At 73.1% G+C, this 14,843-nt stretch carries 14 protein-coding genes; 7 read left to right on the top strand and 7 right to left on the bottom strand.

The window, feature by feature from the left end; genetic code table 11:
- Window positions 1–40 precede the first annotated feature (40 nt).
- On the top strand, window positions 41–1,177 hold the full coding sequence (locus ONA70_RS15180) for a glutathione-independent formaldehyde dehydrogenase (RefSeq protein WP_265007070.1): 1,137 nt from the start codon (window positions 41–43) through the stop codon (window positions 1,175–1,177).
- A gap of 244 nt (window positions 1,178–1,421) precedes the next feature.
- A complete protein-coding gene (locus tag ONA70_RS15175; protein WP_265007069.1) occupies window positions 1,422–2,438 on the top strand; it encodes an NADPH:quinone reductase in 1,017 nt (338 codons plus the stop codon).
- A 180-nt stretch (window positions 2,439–2,618) separates the two neighbouring features.
- Here the strand turns inward: ONA70_RS15175 and ONA70_RS15170 are convergent, their stop codons facing one another.
- Window positions 2,619–4,268 (bottom strand): fatty acid--CoA ligase, encoded by a 1,650-nt coding sequence (locus tag ONA70_RS15170; RefSeq protein WP_265007068.1) that lies wholly within the window; start codon window positions 4,266–4,268, stop codon window positions 2,619–2,621.
- A gap of 84 nt (window positions 4,269–4,352) precedes the next feature.
- Here ONA70_RS15170 and ONA70_RS15165 point away from each other — a divergent pair, with 84 nt between their 5' ends.
- The gene (locus ONA70_RS15165) at window positions 4,353–4,844 is read left to right on the top strand and encodes an NUDIX domain-containing protein (RefSeq protein ID WP_265007067.1); all 492 of its coding nucleotides are present in this window, start codon (window positions 4,353–4,355) and stop codon (window positions 4,842–4,844) included.
- Here ONA70_RS15165 and ONA70_RS15160 read toward each other — a convergent pair.
- Window positions 4,837–5,745, bottom strand: coding sequence for an EamA family transporter (locus ONA70_RS15160; RefSeq protein WP_265007066.1), 909 nt, complete (start codon window positions 5,743–5,745; stop codon window positions 4,837–4,839). The two genes, ONA70_RS15165 and ONA70_RS15160, sit on opposite strands and share 8 nt — an antisense overlap.
- 84 nt (window positions 5,746–5,829) lie before the next feature.
- Here ONA70_RS15160 and ONA70_RS15155 point away from each other — a divergent pair, with 84 nt between their 5' ends.
- Window positions 5,830–6,753: a LysR family transcriptional regulator gene (locus ONA70_RS15155; protein ID WP_265007065.1), complete on the top strand. Its 924-nt coding sequence runs from the start codon at window positions 5,830–5,832 to the stop codon at window positions 6,751–6,753.
- 15 nt (window positions 6,754–6,768) lie between these two features.
- Here ONA70_RS15155 and ONA70_RS15150 read toward each other — a convergent pair whose 3' ends face one another.
- Window positions 6,769–8,445 (bottom strand): MDR family MFS transporter, encoded by a 1,677-nt coding sequence (locus tag ONA70_RS15150; RefSeq protein ID WP_265007064.1) that lies wholly within the window; start codon window positions 8,443–8,445, stop codon window positions 6,769–6,771.
- Between the two features lie 62 nt (window positions 8,446–8,507).
- On the bottom strand, window positions 8,508–9,065 hold the full coding sequence (locus ONA70_RS15145; RefSeq protein WP_265007063.1) for a type 1 glutamine amidotransferase domain-containing protein: 558 nt from the start codon (window positions 9,063–9,065) through the stop codon (window positions 8,508–8,510).
- 127 nt (window positions 9,066–9,192) lie between these two features.
- Here ONA70_RS15145 and rfaE2 point away from each other — a divergent pair, with 127 nt between their 5' ends.
- Window positions 9,193–11,046: a D-glycero-beta-D-manno-heptose 1-phosphate adenylyltransferase gene (rfaE2, locus tag ONA70_RS15140; RefSeq protein ID WP_265007062.1), complete on the top strand. Its 1,854-nt coding sequence runs from the start codon at window positions 9,193–9,195 to the stop codon at window positions 11,044–11,046.
- Window positions 11,043–11,906, top strand: a complete 864-nt coding sequence (locus ONA70_RS15135; protein WP_265007061.1) for a glycosyltransferase family A protein — start codon at window positions 11,043–11,045, stop codon at window positions 11,904–11,906. Before rfaE2 ends, ONA70_RS15135 begins: the two co-directional genes overlap by 4 nt.
- A 46-nt stretch (window positions 11,907–11,952) precedes the next feature.
- Here ONA70_RS15135 and ONA70_RS15130 read toward each other — a convergent pair whose 3' ends face one another.
- Genes ONA70_RS15130 through ONA70_RS15120 form a run of 3 tightly spaced genes read right to left on the bottom strand, consistent with a single transcriptional unit; the run spans window position 11,953 to window position 14,166 of the window.
- Complete coding sequence (locus ONA70_RS15130) at window positions 11,953–13,113, bottom strand: glycosyltransferase family 9 protein (protein ID WP_265007060.1); 1,161 nt, start codon at window positions 13,111–13,113, stop codon at window positions 11,953–11,955.
- A gap of 7 nt (window positions 13,114–13,120) precedes the next feature.
- Complete coding sequence (locus tag ONA70_RS15125; RefSeq protein ID WP_265007059.1) at window positions 13,121–13,663, bottom strand: Hsp20/alpha crystallin family protein; 543 nt, start codon at window positions 13,661–13,663, stop codon at window positions 13,121–13,123.
- Window positions 13,660–14,166 carry a DUF2231 domain-containing protein gene (locus ONA70_RS15120; protein WP_265007058.1) on the bottom strand — a complete coding sequence of 169 codons (507 nt, stop codon included), beginning with the start codon at window positions 14,164–14,166 and terminating at the stop codon, window positions 13,660–13,662. Before ONA70_RS15120 ends, ONA70_RS15125 begins: the two co-directional genes overlap by 4 nt.
- Before the next feature lie 158 nt (window positions 14,167–14,324).
- Here ONA70_RS15120 and ONA70_RS15115 point away from each other — a divergent pair.
- Window positions 14,325–14,843 (top strand): MSMEG_1061 family FMN-dependent PPOX-type flavoprotein (locus ONA70_RS15115; RefSeq protein ID WP_265007057.1); only part of this gene is annotated, 519 nt, incomplete at its 3' end.

The raw sequence follows: 14,843 nt of genomic DNA, 5'->3' as shown, positions 1-14,843 counted from the left end.
CCGCCTCCCCGGCCGTGCCGGCCCGCCTACGGTCGATGACATGAAGGCAGTGGTGTACCAGGGGCCGCACGACGTCGCGGTGAACGAGGTCGAGGACCCGCGGATCGAGGACCCGAACGACGTCATCGTCAAGGTCACTACCACCGCGATCTGCGGCTCGGACCTGCACATGTACGAGGGCCGGACGACCGCCGAGCCGGGCATCGTCTTCGGCCACGAGAACATGGGCGTGATCGTCGAGACCGGCCCGGGCGTGGTCAGCCTGCGCAAGGGCGACCGGGTCTCCATGCCGTTCAACGTCGCGTGCGGGTTCTGCCGGAACTGCCGGGAGGGAAAGACCGGCTTCTGCCTCACGGTCAACCCGGGCTTCGCCGGCGGCGCGTACGGCTACGTGTCGATGGGGCCGTACCGGGGCGGGCAGGCGGAGTACCTGCGGGTGCCGTTCGCCGACTTCAACTGCCTGAAGCTGCCGCCGGGCACGGAGCACGAGAACGACTTCGCGATGCTCGCCGACATCTTCCCCACCGGGTATCACGGGGTGGCGATGACCGGGCTGCGGCCCGGCGAGAACATCACCGTGATGGGCGGCGGCCCGGTCGGGCTGATGGCCGCGTACTCGGCGCTGCTGAGGGGGGCGGCCGAGGTGTTCGTGGTGGACCGGGTGCCGGACCGGCTGCGGCTGGCCGAGTCGATCGGCGCGATCCCGATCGACTTCACCCGGGGCGACCCGGTCCAGCAGATCAAGGACCAGACCGACGGGGTGGGCACCGACCACGGCGTGGACGCGGTGGGCTACCAGGCGTCCGCCCCGACCGGCGAGGAGCAGCCGGCCCGGGTGTTGAACAGCCTGGTCGAGGTGGTCCGGCCGACCGGGGCGATCGGCGTGATCGGGCTCTACCTGGCCGAGGACCCGGGCGCCCCGGACGAGCACTCGGCCCACGGCGAGCTGCTGGTCAAGGTGGGCAAGTTCTTCGAGAAGGGCCTGCGGATGGGGACCGGGCAGGCCAACGTCAAGGCGTACAACGAGTACCTGCGTAACCTGATCATGGCGGGGCGGGCGACGCCGAGCTTCGTGGTGAGCAAGGAGCTGCCGCTGGACGCGGCGCCGGAGGCGTACCAGCACTTCGACCGGCGCGAGCCGGGCTACTCGAAGGTGGTGCTCAAGCCGGCCGCCTGAGCCGACGCCGGGCCGCAGCGAGGGGCCATTTTCAGGGAAAGTGTGGCCTTGGCTGCTCGTGAGGCCACTCTTTCGGTGAAATTGCGCGGATCTTGGGGCGAGACACACAGGTACGTGCCACATGTCACCCTCCTTCCCTCGGCTGCCCGGTTGTACGTTTTCGGGAGCGCGCTGGATCGGAATGATCAGGGAGCGGCCGGGTAGCGCAACCGGTGGCGCACGTGGTGACGGCGAGGGGACGGCGATGAAGGCGATCGTGTACGAGCGCAACGGGGACGCCTCGGTGCTCCAGTTGGTCGAGCGACCCGTGCCGGAGCCGGGCCCGGGCGAGGTGCTGGTGCGGACGGCGGTGGCCGGGGTGAACCCGACCGACTGGAAGGCCCGGCACGCCTGGCCGCTGCCGGAGGGCTGGCAGATCCCGGGCCAGGACGGCGCGGGCGTGATCGAGGCGGTCGGCGAGGGCGTCGACCAGATCCTGATCGGCGCGCGGGTGTGGATCTGGGAGGCAGCCTGGCAGCGGCCCTGGGGCACGGCCACCGAATACACGCTGGTCCCGGTGCGGCACACGGTCCGGCTGGGGTCCGCCTCGTTCGACCTGGGCGCCTGTCTGGGCATCCCGTTCATGACCGCGCACCGCTGCCTGACCGCCGGCGAGTTCATGCCGACCAAGCTGCACGCGGGCGCGCTGAGCGACCACGTGGTGCTGGTGCAGGGCGGGGCGGGGGCGGTGGGCAACGCGACGATCCAGCTCGCCCGCTGGGCCGACGCCTGCGTGATCGCCACAGTGAGCAGCCCGGAGAAGGCGCAGCTCGCGGCGGCGGCCGGCGCCGACTTCGTGATCAACTACCGGGAGCAGGACGTGGTCGAGGAGGTCCGCAAGATCGCGCCCGACGGGGTGCACACGATCGTCGAGGTCTCCGCCGCCTGCAACGCCGCCACGGACGTGCAGATCCTGCGTAACGGCGGAGCGGTCTGCGTGTACGCGGACAACGGCGGCGACGAGGTGACGCTGCCGATCCGGCCGCTGATGGTGCCGAACGCCCGCTGGCAGTTCGTGCTGATCTACACCGCCCCGAAGGCGGCGAAGGCGCAGGCGGTGACCGACATCGCGGCGGCGGTGGCGCAGGGCGCGATCCGGGTGGGCGAGGAGGCCGGCCTGCCGCTGCACCACTACTCGCTGGCGACGACCGCGGCGGCGCACAAGGCGGTGCAGGACGGCGCGATCGGCAAGGTGCTGGTGTCCACGAGCGAGGCCGGATAACGCGAAACGGATTTCTCCGACATCAGGACAGAGGCGAACAAGTTTCGCGAGAATGACATTGCGGGTCGCCCCGCATGGACGGGCGGCCCCGGCGCGGTGCGAACGCCGGGGCCGCCCTCTGGGAGGTATGCCTGTTAAGAGGTTGCCCTACCCGTGTTGGCGACGGTACGCCGGAAAGTGTTACAGCGCGGTCAGTTCCCGCACCTCGAGGCCGCCCTCCGCGTACCGGGAGCGCACCACCTTCTTGTCGAACTTGCCGACGCTGGTCTTCGGGACCGCGTCGATGAACGCCCAGCGCTCCGGCAACTGCCAGCGCGCCACCGACGTCGCCAGGAAGTCCCGCAACTCCTCGGCACTGACCGAGGCACCCTCCCGGACCACCACGGTGGCCAGCGGGCGCTCGTCCCAGCGCTCGTCCGGCACCCCCACCACGCAGGCCTCCAGCACCGCCGGGTGCGCCATCAGGGCGTTCTCCAGCTCGACCGAGGAGATCCACTCCCCGCCCGACTTGATCACGTCCTTGGCCCGGTCGCTCAGCGTGATGTAGCCGTCCGGCGAGAGCGTGCCGACATCCCCGGTGCGCAGCCAGCCGTCCCGGAACTTCTCCTCGTCCGGGGTCTCGTCCCCGACGTACCGGGCGGTCACCCACGGCCCCCGGACCTCCAACTCGCCGACGGAGGTCCCGTCGGCGGGCAGCGGCTCGCCGAGCGGGCCGACGATCCGCGCGGCGACGCCCGCCGGGATCCGGCCCTGGGTGTAGCGGTAGCGCCAGGCCGCCTCGCCGGTCGCGCCGGCCGGCGGCCGGGAGACCGAGCCGAGCGGGGACATCTCGGTCATCCCCCAGGCGTGGATGACCTCGATCCCGTGCCGGTCGTGGAAGGCGTGCATCAGCGCCGGCGGGCAGGCCGAGCCGCCGACGATCACCTCGTGCAGCGACGAGGTGTCCACATCGTGGCTGTCCAGATAGGACAGCAGGTCGGTCCAGATGGTCGGCACCGCGCCGGCCAGGGTGGGCCGCTCGGCGGCGATCATCGCGGCGATCGGCTCGGCCTGGAGGAACCGGTCCGGCATGATCAGCGACGCGCCGGAGAGGAACGCCGCGTACGGCAGGCCCCAGGACATCGCGTGGAACATCGGCACGATGGCCAGCTCCCGGTCCTTCGGCCCGAGCCCGAAGCCCTCCGGCAGACAGACCTGCATCGAGTGCAGGTAGATGGAGCGGTGCGAGTAGGCGACGCCCTTCGGGTTGCCGGTGGTCCCGGAGGTGTAGCAGAGCGCCGCCGCGTCGCGCTCGTCCACCTCGGGCCAGTCGTAGGCCTCCGGGCGGTCGGCCAGCAGGGCGTCCCAGTGATGTACGGCGATCCGGTCGCCGGCCGCCGCCAGCAGCGGCGCGGGGTCACCGCCGCCGACCACCACCACGTGCCGCACCGTGGTCAGCTGGCCGATCACCCGGGCGAGCAGCGGGATCAGCGTGGTGTCGACCAGCACCACCCGGTCCTCGGCGTGGTTGGCGATGTAGGCGACCTGGTCGGGGAAGAGCCGGATGTTGAGGGTGTGCAGCACGGCACCCATGCTCGGCACGGCGAAGTACGCCACCAGGTGCTCGTTGTTGTTCCACATGAACGTGGCGACCCGCTCGTCACCGGCCACCCCGCACTCGTCGCGCAGCGCGTGCGCCAGCCGGGCGGCGTAACGGCCGACCTCGGCGTACGACATCCGGCGGGGCTCGGCGCCGGTCCAGGTGACGACCTCCGCCGCGCCGTGCACGGTGGCGCCGTGTTCGAGGATCCGGGCGACCTGGAGGGGGGCGTCCATCATCGTGCTACGCATGAGTAGCAAGCTAGTGTGACCGCCGCCACGTTGGGAACCCCCGGAACGCCGGACCGCCCCGGGGAAGGTGCGTAGATTGTCCGGGTGAGTATCTCGTGGGCCGACTCGTACGTGGGGCAGCTACGCGCCCTGGCCGGTGACCGCACCCTCATGTTCGTCGGTGCCCGGGCCGTGGTCCGCGACAACGCCGCCCGGGTGCTGCTGATCCAGCGCTCCGACAACGGCCAGTGGGCGATGCCGGCCGGCGCGATGGAGCTGGGCGAATCGATCGCCGACTGCGCGGTCCGGGAGGTACGCGAGGAGACCGGACTACGCGCCCTGCGGGTCAGTGCCTTCGCGCTCTACACCGGCCCGGACCGCACCCACACCAACATGTACGGCCACACCTACCAGATCTTCACCACCGCGTTCCGGGTCGAGGAGTGGGACGGCGAGCTGGCCCGGGTGACCGACGAGACCAGCGACGCGGCCTTCTTCCACCCGGAGGAGCTGCCCTCCCCGCTCTCCTCCAGCGTGATCGAGACCCTCGCCGACCTCGACGTCTTCGAACAGACCAACCGGCTCATCCTCAAGTGACGGCGGTGCCGACCGCGGTGGTCCGCTCGCCGGCCACCCCGTCGTCACCCCGCCCGGCATCCGGCCGGGCGCCGGAGCGTTCCGCGCCGATCCCGGCGATCACCACGAAGGCGATGCCGGCCACCGCGCCGAACCCCGGCACCTGACCCAGCGCGACCAGGCCCACGACCAGCGCGATGGCGGGCTCCAGGCTCATCAGCGTGCCGAACGCGGCGGTGGTGAGCCGGCGCAGCGCCAGCAGTTCCAGCACGAACGGGACCACGGGCAGCAGCACGGCCAGCCCGAGGCCGGCCAGGAGCACCCGCCAGGTCAGGTCACCGAACACCGAGGGACCGACGACCAGGGTCGCGACCACGGCGGCCACCGGCATGGAGACCGCCAGGCCGTGGATGCCGGAGACCTCGTCGCCCACCCGCTGGGTGAGCAGGATGTACGCGGCCCAGCAGGCCGCCGCGCCGAGCGCGTACGCCACCCCGACCAGGTCCGCGCCGCCGTGCCACGGCTCGGTGAGCAGCAGCACCCCGACCGCCGCGAGCGCCGGCCAGAGCTTCGCGCCACCCCGACCGCGAGCCACGGCCACGCCGAGCGGCCCGAGGAACTCCAGCGCGCTGGCCGTACCCAGGGGTAGGCGGGCCACCGCCGCGATGAACAGGATGGTGACGAAGGCGGTGACCACCCCGAGCGCCAGGCAGGCCCGCAGGGCGGAGCGGGTGAAGGCCGACGGGCGGGGCCGGACCACGACCGCCAGCAGCACCCCGGCCCAGACCAGGCGCAGCCAGGCGGTGCCCTCCGGGCCGACCCGGTCGAAGAGCCCGACCGAGACGGCCAGCCCGAGCTGGACGCAGGTCATCGAGGCGACCGCCATCGCGGTGCCGGCACGGGCAGGGGTCACGGTGGTCATGCGGACAAGTAGAGCCGGTCCGCACCGTTCGCGTCCACGTGCTTTTTCTGGACCAACCATTCGGTAATCGTGAACAATGGTCCGGTGGACCTGCGTCGCCTGCACCTGCTGCGCGAGCTGGCCCGGCTCGGCTCGATGCGCCAGGTCGCCGACGAGTTGCACGTCACCACGTCGACGGTGTCGCAGCAGCTGGCAGCGCTGGCCCGGGAGGTGGGCGCCGAGCTGGTCGAGCCACACGGTCGCCGCGTCCGGCTCACCCCGGCCGGGCGCCGGCTGGCCGAACACGCCGTGACCATCCTCGCCGCCGTCGACGCGGCCCGGCTCGACCTGGACCCACGGGCCGAACCGGCCGGCACGGTACGCGTCGCCGGCTTCGCCACCGCCGTCCGGCGCTCGCTGCTGCCGCTCCTCGCCCGGCTGGCGATCGACCACCCGCGGGTGCGCCTGCGCATCCACGAGCACGAGCCGGCCGAGGCGTACGCGCTGCTCGCGGCCGACGAGGTCGACCTCGCGCTGACCTACGACTACAACCTGGCCCCGGCCTCGCTGGACCGCGCGCTGGAGGCCACACCGCTGTGGTCGGCGGCCTGGCACCTCGGGGTCCCGGCGCACCCGCCGCCCGGCCCGGTAGCGGACGCCCCGGCGGTCTTCGAGCGGTTCCGCGACGCGGACTGGATCGTCAACTCGCGCAACACCGCCGACGAGGTGGTGGTCCGGACCATCGCCTCGATGGCCGGCTTCGAACCCCGGATCGTGCACCGCTCCGACAGCCTCGATCTGGTCCAGGACCTCATCGTCGCGGGGCTCGGCGTCGGTCTGCTCCCCGCCGACCAGCCGGCCGTGCACGGCGTCCGCCTGCTGCCGCTCGCCGCACCGCAGGCCCTGCTGCGCGCGTACGCCGTGACCCGCCGTGGTCGGGCGGCCTGGCCGCCGCTGGCGCTGATCCTCGACCTGCTCACCGCCCACCCGGCCCGGCCGCGAGCCGCCCCGCCCGCCACGGGAGGGTGACCCGCGGCCGCCCGGTCACAGCATGGTCTGGGACTTGGCCTCCATGTCGGCGGCGGCCTCCTCCTTGGACTCCTTGGTGAGCGGCTTGCCACCGGGGGCGGGTGCCTTCCCGCCGAGCGGGTCGGCGCCGCCGGTGGCGCCCTGCGGGCCGGCGCCGCGCAGCTCGCGGTTGGGCATTGCCAGGGTGACCAGCACGGCGAGGATGGCGATCAGCCCGGTGGTCAGGAAGACCAGGTGCAGCGACTCGACAAACGCGGCCTGGATCGCGGCGCGCACCGGGCCGGGCAGGGCGAGGATGGTCTTCGGTTCGTTGATCGAGATGTGCGCGCCGCCGTGGGCCGCCACCACCGCGCGCTGCTGCGGCGGGAGCTGCGCGATCGCGGGCGGCAGCCGGTCGGCGAGCTGGCCGGCGAGCTGGGAGGAGAGCACCGCGCCGAGGATCGCCACCCCGAACGAGCCGCCCAGCGACCGGAAGAACGTCGCCGACGAGGTGCCGGCCCCCAGGTCCCGCGGGTGCACCGCGTTCTGCACGGCCAGGATCAGCGACTGCATGCACAGGCCCAGCCCGACGCCGATCACCACCATGTAGCCGAACGCCGCCCAGAGGGACGTGGCCACCTGGAGCTGCCGGAAGAGCAGCATGCCGGCGACCAGCACCGCCGACCCGGCCACCGGGAACCACTTGTATCGGCCGATCCGGCTCATCGCGCGACCGGTGAGGATCGAGGTGACGATGACGCCGGCCATCATCGGCAGCATGAGCAGACCGCTGCGGGTCGGCGAGGCGCCCTTGACGATCTGGAGGTAGAGCGGGATGTAGATGATCGACCCGAACATCACCAGGCCGAGCACGAACCCGGCCAGGTTGGCCAGCGAGAAGGTTCCGTTGCGGAACAGCCGCAGCGGCAGGATTGGCTCCGGCACCCGGGCCTCCTGGACGATGAAGAGCACGCCGAGCACCGCGCCGGCCACGAACAGCCCGATGATCACGCCGGAGGTCCAGGCGTACTGGGTGCCGCCCCAGCTCAGCGCCAGCAGCAGGGAGCTCACCCCGGCGACCAGCAGCCCCGCGCCGAGCCAGTCGATGGCGTGCTCCCGCCGCTCGAACGGGATGAGCCGCATGACGTGGTAGCAGACCAGGATGGCGAGGATGGCCAGCGGCACGTTGATGTAGAAGATCCAACGCCAGTTCGTCTCCGCGAAGTACCCGCCGACCAGCGGACCCGCGACCGAGGACAATCCGAAGACCGCGCCGAAGAGCCCCTGGTAGCGACCGCGCTCCCGGGGCGTGACCACGTCCGAGATGATGGTGAACGCCAGCGTCATCAGGCCACCCGCGCCCAGGCCCTGCACCCCCCGGGTCACGATCAACTGGCTCATGTTCTGGGACAGCCCGGCCAGCAGTGAGCCGAGCAGGAACGTGCCGATTGAGAACAGGAAGACCGGACGACGTCCGTACAGGTCGGCCATCTTGCCGTAGAGCGGGGTGGAGGCGGTCGAGGCGAGCAGGTACGCGGTGACCACCCACGAGTAGTGGTTGATCCCGCCCAACTGGCCGACGATGGTGGGCAGCGCGGTACCGACGATGGTCTGGTCGAGTGCCGCCAGCAGCATCCCGGTCATCAGACCGAACATCAGCAGGCGGATCTGGCGGGCGTGCAGCACGGGACGACCGTGGGCCTGGGCAGTCATTCCGCTTCCTTTCCCACCGGGAGCGGATCATGCCCCCGGCGGGGAAGGAACGTCCGGGGAACTCAGCGTGCGGAGTGCTTCCCCTCGGCGAACTCCTCGACGATCTTGGCGCAGAAGGCCGGCAGGTCGCCCGGCTTGCGGCTGCTGACCAGGCCGTTGTCGGTCACCACCTGCTCGTCGACCCAGGTCGCCCCGGCGTTGGTGAGGTCGGTACGCAGGCTCGGCCACGAGGTGATCCGGCGGCCCCGCACCACGTCCGCCTCGACCAGCGTCCACGGGCCGTGGCAGATCACCCCGACCGGCTTGCCGGCGTCGAAGAACGACTTCACGAACCGGACCGCCTCCGGGTCCGTCCGCAGGAAGTCCGGGTTGGCCACGCCGCCGGGCAGCACCAGCGCGTCGTACGCCCCGGCGTCCGCCTCCTTGGTCGTCACGTCGACCGGGTACTGCTTGCTCTGGTCCAGGTGGTTGAAGGACTGGATCGAACCGGGCCGCACCGAGACCAGCTCGACCCGGGCACCGGCTTTCTCCACCGCCTCGCGGGGCTTGGTGTACTCGACCTCCTCGACGCCGTCGGCGGCCAGGAAGGCGATCCGCGTGCCCTGCAGTGTCGCTGCCATGCTCTTTCTCCTCTCCGGGGTCACCCGATCCCGTTCCCGGGGCCGACCGGCCGAAACCGGACCCCGTGGGTGGCCTGGTCCTCAGCAGGCCAGGTTTGGCCCATGCCTCTCGGGGGACCCGGAAGACATGGCAGGAGCAGCAGCGGAAGATCGCCGGCTGGCCACCGTCGTCGGGAGCTGGCAGGGGCGTCCCGTGCTGGTCGTCGGCGACGCCATGCTGGACGAGTGGCGGTTCGCGGAGTCCGAGCGGCTCTGCCGGGAGGCCCCCGCACCCGTGCTCACCCTGCGCCGCCGCATCTCCGCGGCCGGCGGCGCGGCGAACACGGCGGTGAACATCGCCGCCCTGGGCGGCCGGGCCGCGCTGGTGGCCCCGGTCGGCGCCGACGTGGCCGGCGACGAACTGCACGACTGCCTGGACCGGGCGGCCGTCTGGGACCGTACGGTGAACCAGCCCGGCCGGCCGACGCCGGTGAAGCGGCGGATGCTCGCCGGTAACCAGATCCTGCTCCGGGAGGACTCCGGCGACCCGGACGACGCACTCGACGACGACGGGGTGGCCCGCCTGCTGACCGCGCTGCACTGCGCCACCGAGGAGCTGCGCGCCGGGGCGCACGGGCAGCCGCTCACCCTGGTCGTCTGCGACTACGGTCTGGGCGCGCTGCCCCGGGCGGTCCGCGCCTGGCTGGTCGCCAACCGGGACCGCTACGCCACGGTGGCCCTCGACGCGCACGACCTCGCCGACTGGCGTGGCCTGAACCCGACCGTGGTGACCCCGAGTTTCGCCGAGGCGACCCGGCTGCTGGCCCGCGCGGCGGCCGGCTTCAACGGTGCGAGCCGTACCGCCGGACCCGGCGCCACCGCCGGTGACCTGCATCTGGACCACCCGGCCGACGCCGGCGACGGACCGTCCGAGCTGGTCGTCGGGGCGGCACCCGGCGGGGCCGGCGAACGGGTCGCGGGCAGCCCGCACCCCACCTCCGGCGCGCCGTCGGCCGACCGCCACGCCGCCGGGGCGGGACCGACGGGCGAGCCGACCCCCGGCGAGGAGCGGGTCGCGCTCACCGGGGACGGGCTCAGCGTGACCGGCACCGGCGTGACCGTGAGCACCTCGGCCGGCGAGGGCGTGGACCGGGCGGTGCTGGCCGAGGCGCGCCTGGCCGAACTGCGCGCGCACACCGGCGCGGACGTGGTGGCGGTGACCCTGGACACCGAGGGGGCGGTGGTCGGCGGAGCCGACGGCGAGCCCCGGCGGAGCCACAGCACACCCGTCCCGGCCAGTCACGCGGTGGGCGCCGGGGACGCGTACCTGGCGGCGATGACCCTCGCGCTGGCGGCGGAGGCGAGCCTGCCGACCGCGGCCCAGCTCGCGCAGCTCGCCGCCACCATCACCGTCTCCGACACCGGCACCTGCGTGTGCCGGCGGGAGGACCTGCTCGGCGCGCTCGGCACCGGAGCGGAGGAGGCCGACCACCCGACCCTGGTGGGCGCCGAGGAGCTGACCGCGATCGCGGCGGAGCACCGGCGGGCCGGCCGCTCGATCGTCTTCACCAACGGCTGCTTCGACGTGCTGCACCCGGGGCACGTCCGCTACCTGACCCAGGCCCGCGCGCTCGGCGACCTGCTGGTCGTGGCGGTCAACTCCGACGGCAGCGTACGCCGACTCAAGGGACCGGACCGGCCGGTCAACCCGGTCGAGGACCGGGCCGCCCTGCTCGCCGCGCTGGAGTGCGTCGACCACGTGGTGGTCTTCGAGGAGGACTCCCCGGCGAAGCTGATCGAGGCGGTCCGCCCGGACGTCTACGTCAAGGGCGGCGACTACCCGCCCGAGATGGTGCCGGAGGCGCCGCTGGTCCGCCGGCTCGGCGGGCAGGTCCGCACCCTCGGGTACGTGCCGGACCGGTCCACCTCGGCGATCATCGACCGGATCCGGGCACAGTCGGCCAACCCGACCGTCGGTGAGGGTACGGGCAGGCCGGCGTGAACCGACCGCTCGACCTGGGCACGCCCGAGCGGTTCCGCCGGCACCGGCAGCTCGACGTGCTGATCCCCACCCGCAACCGGCCGGCCGAGCTGGCGGTCACCCTCTCCGGGCTGGCCGCGCAGGAGGGCGTACCGGACTTCGGCGTGGCGGTGAGCGACCAGTCCGACGACGGACCGGCGTACGTGCACCCCGCGGCGGCCACCATGGTCCGCGCGTTGCGCCACCGGGGTCACCCGGTGCTGCTCACCCGCCGGCTGCCCCGGCGCGGCCTGGCCGAGCACCGGGCCTACCTGCTCGGCCACTCGGCGGCCCGGTACGTGCTCTGCCTCGACGACGACGTCTGGCTGGAGCCGGGTGCCCTGTCCCGGCTGGTCACCGCGATCCGGGAGCTGGGCTGCGGGTTCGTCGGCAACGCCGTGCACGGCCTGTCGTACGCCGACGACGTCCGGCCGGAATCCCACGCGCACTACGAGGAGTGGCAGGGCCGGCCGGTCCCGGAGCGGGTCCGCCCCGGCACGCCGGAGTGGGAGCGGGCGGCCATCCACCCGGCGGCGAACCTGCTGCACGTGACCGAGAAGCTACGCCTGCCGGCGGGGGCCTGGCGGGCGTACAAGGTCTCCTGGATCGGCGGGTGCGTGCTCTACGACCGGGCCAAGCTGCTCGACTCGGGCGGCTTCGAGTTCTGGCGCCGGGTGCACGAGAAGCACCAGGGCGAGGATGTCGCCGCGCAGATCGCGGTGCTGGAGCGGCACGGCGGCGCGGGGGTGCTGCCCAGCGGGGCGTACCACCTGGAGTCGCCGACCACCGTGACCGAGCGGGACGTGGAGGCCTGGGAGGTCGTCGTCGCCGACCGCGTGTAAGGAGGGGCCCCTTGTTAACAGACGTCTGTTAACAAGGGGCCCCTCCTTATCCCGCCAGCAGTTCGCGGGCCGCCTCCACCACCTCGATCACCGGTACGTCGGCGACGAACGAGACCCGGTGCGGGCAGTCACCGTCGCCGGGGCGGTGCGGGTAGATCCCCGGGGTGCAGTCGATGCCGCAGACCGGGCAGCGGGTGGTCCAGGAGGCGATCGGCCGGTGCCGGACGCGCAACGGCGTCGCCCCGTTGATCAGGTTGCCGATCCAGTAGACGCCCACGGTCGGGGCGCCGACCGCGCCGGCCAGGTGCAGCGGCCCGGTGTCGTTGGAGACCACCAGCGCGCAGCCGGCGTAGCAGGCGGCCAGCCCGCCGAGGCTGAGCGTGCCGACCTCCGGGCGGACCGGGACGCCGGCCGCGGCCACCACCGCGTCGACCGTCTCCTGCTCGGCCGGGGTGCCGGTGACCAGCACCTCGTACCCGTCGCCGGCCAGGGCGCGGGCGACCTCGGCGAAGCGCTCCGGCGGCCAACGCCGCCGGGTGTCGGTCGCGCCCGGGTGCAGCGCCACCCGGGGCCGGGTCGGCTCGCCCAGCACCTCGCGGGCCTCGGCCCGGTCGGCGTCGGTCAGGGGCAGGGCCGGGATGATCGTGGTGGCGGGCGCCCCGACCAGGGCCACCGCCTCCAAATAGCGGATCACCTCGTGCTGGTAGTAGACGTACCGGATCCAGCGGTCCAGCGGCGGCGCGTCCTCGGCCCGCAGGCCTGCGGTGACCCGGGCGCCCAGGCCGGCGATGATCGGGTTGGAGTTGCCCCCGCCGCCGTGCAGCTGCAACGCCAGGTCGAAGCGCTCCTCGCGGGCCGCCGCCAGGAAGTCGGCCAGGTCGGCCGGTCGCTCGTCCGGCCCGGCGTCGCGGATCCCGGGCGCCGGCGGCACCACCAGGACCGAGTCCACCGGGCCGAGGCGGTCGCGCCAGAACGCCGCGTGCCACGGCGCGCCGAGCAGCACGATCTCCGCCGCCGGGTACGCGGCCCGCAGCGCCTCCAGCGCCGGCAGGACGAAGATGAAGTCGCCGAGCGCGTTGGCCCGCAGCACGGCGATCCGCGCCGCGTCGGGTACCCGCGCGCCCACCGGACCGAGCACGGACGACGGCTCCAGGTCGCGGCCCGGCGACAGGCGCGCCGAGCTGGAGTCGTCGGACGACGTGGCCATCGGACTCCTACGGCCGGTCGATCTCGTCGACCGTGGTGTCCGGGTGGTGCAGCTCCCGGTCCGCAGCGGGGTCGGCCAGGGCCGGCGTACCTCGGGTGGTGCCGGTGCTGCGCGGGCCGGTGCGGCCGACGGTGATGGTGCGCGGCGTGGGCCGCGCCGCCCGGGGCAGCCGCACCCGGAGCAGGCCGTGGTCCATCACCGCGTCGATCCGGTCCGGGTCCACCCGGGACGGCAGGTCCACCCGGTACTCGAAGCCCCGCGTCTCGAAGCCGCCGGGAATGCCGTGGTCGGCGTTGACCTCGGCCTCCGATCGGGCCCGTACGCACAGCTCCCGGTCGTCCAGTTCGACCGCCACCTCCTCCGGCGCGACACCGGGCAGCCGGACGATCACCTCCCAGCCGTCGGCGACCTCGGTCAGCTCCACGTCGGGCGCGCCGGACCGGCCACCGACCAGGCGGCTCAACTCGGCGCGCAGCGACTGGAGCTCACCCATCGGGTCCCAGCCCTGCTGGCGCCGCCGCCAGCCGCGTCCGCTGCTCTGTTCCGTCATCGCACATCTCCGATCCGCTGGTGGGCCGAGGGGGGTCGCAGCGAGCTCGGGGCGTTCAGGTCGTGCTCCGGGTCCACCCCGACGCCGAGCCGGTCCACCAGCTCGCCGCCCAGCCAGGCGCTGATGCCGAGAAGCGCCACGGCGACCACCTCGATGGCGACGAGAGCGCCGCCGGCGGCCCGGGACGCGGCGTTGAGCCGGACCACCCAGACGGCGGCGAAGAGCAGGATCACCGCCAGGTTGGCGGCGGCATGGGTGAGCCCGACCCGCTTGGCCCGGGTGCCGGCGGGCAGGGCGAGCAGGTCGACGGTGCCGGCCGCCGCAGCCAGCAGGCCACCGATCAGACCGACGGCGATGTTCCAGTACGCGACCTGGCCCAGGAACTCCGGCCCGCCCACGGTGTCGATCACATCGAAGATCACGGCCGTTACCAGGAGCGCCACCGGGAACATCACCAGCATCGGGTGCACGGGGTGACCGAGCACCTTCAGTCGGCTCTCCATCGGGCCTCCATCGTCCGGGCGCGCTGCGAGTGACGCGGTACCCGGCGGCCCCGGGGGCAAACCTCGCGCTCGACGCACTCTCCTAGGCTGACCATGGCGGAAAGCGGCCGGTCGTGGGCCGGAAACGCCGCCATGCTCAACGGACGGGGGAGGCGGACGTGACGACGGAGATCACCAACGAGGCGGAGCTGCGCGAACTGCTCGGCGTTCCGAATCAACGGGCGCGCGACAAGGAGCGCCGGGTGCTGCACGCGCGGGACCGGGAGTGGCTGGCCGCCTCGCCGTTCTGCCTGGTCGCCACCGCCGGCGCGGATGGCAGCTGCGACGTCTCGCCGAAGGGCGACCCGCCCGGGTTCACCCTGGTGCTGGACGAGACGACCATCGCCATCCCGGAGCGGCCCGGCAACCGGCGGGCCGACGGCTACCGCAACATCCTGGCCAACCCGCACGTCGGGCTGGTCTATCTGATCCCCGGGCGCACCGACACGCTGCGCATCAACGGCCGGGCCCGGCTGATCCGGGACGCGCCGTGGTTCGACGACATGACGGTCAAGGGGCACCGCCCGGTGCTGGCGATCGAGGTGGCCATCGAGCAGATCTTCTCGCACTGCCCGAAGGCGTTCCTCCGCTCCGAGCTCTGGCGACCGGAGACGTGGCAGCCGGACGTGCTGCCGTCC

The organism is Micromonospora yasonensis (genome assembly GCF_026013475.1).
In the GTDB taxonomy this organism is placed as follows: Bacteria; Actinomycetota; Actinomycetes; order Mycobacteriales; family Micromonosporaceae; genus Micromonospora; species Micromonospora yasonensis.
The sequence above is the reverse complement of the archived record's forward strand: the minus strand, read 5'-3'. Positions and strand labels throughout refer to the sequence as shown.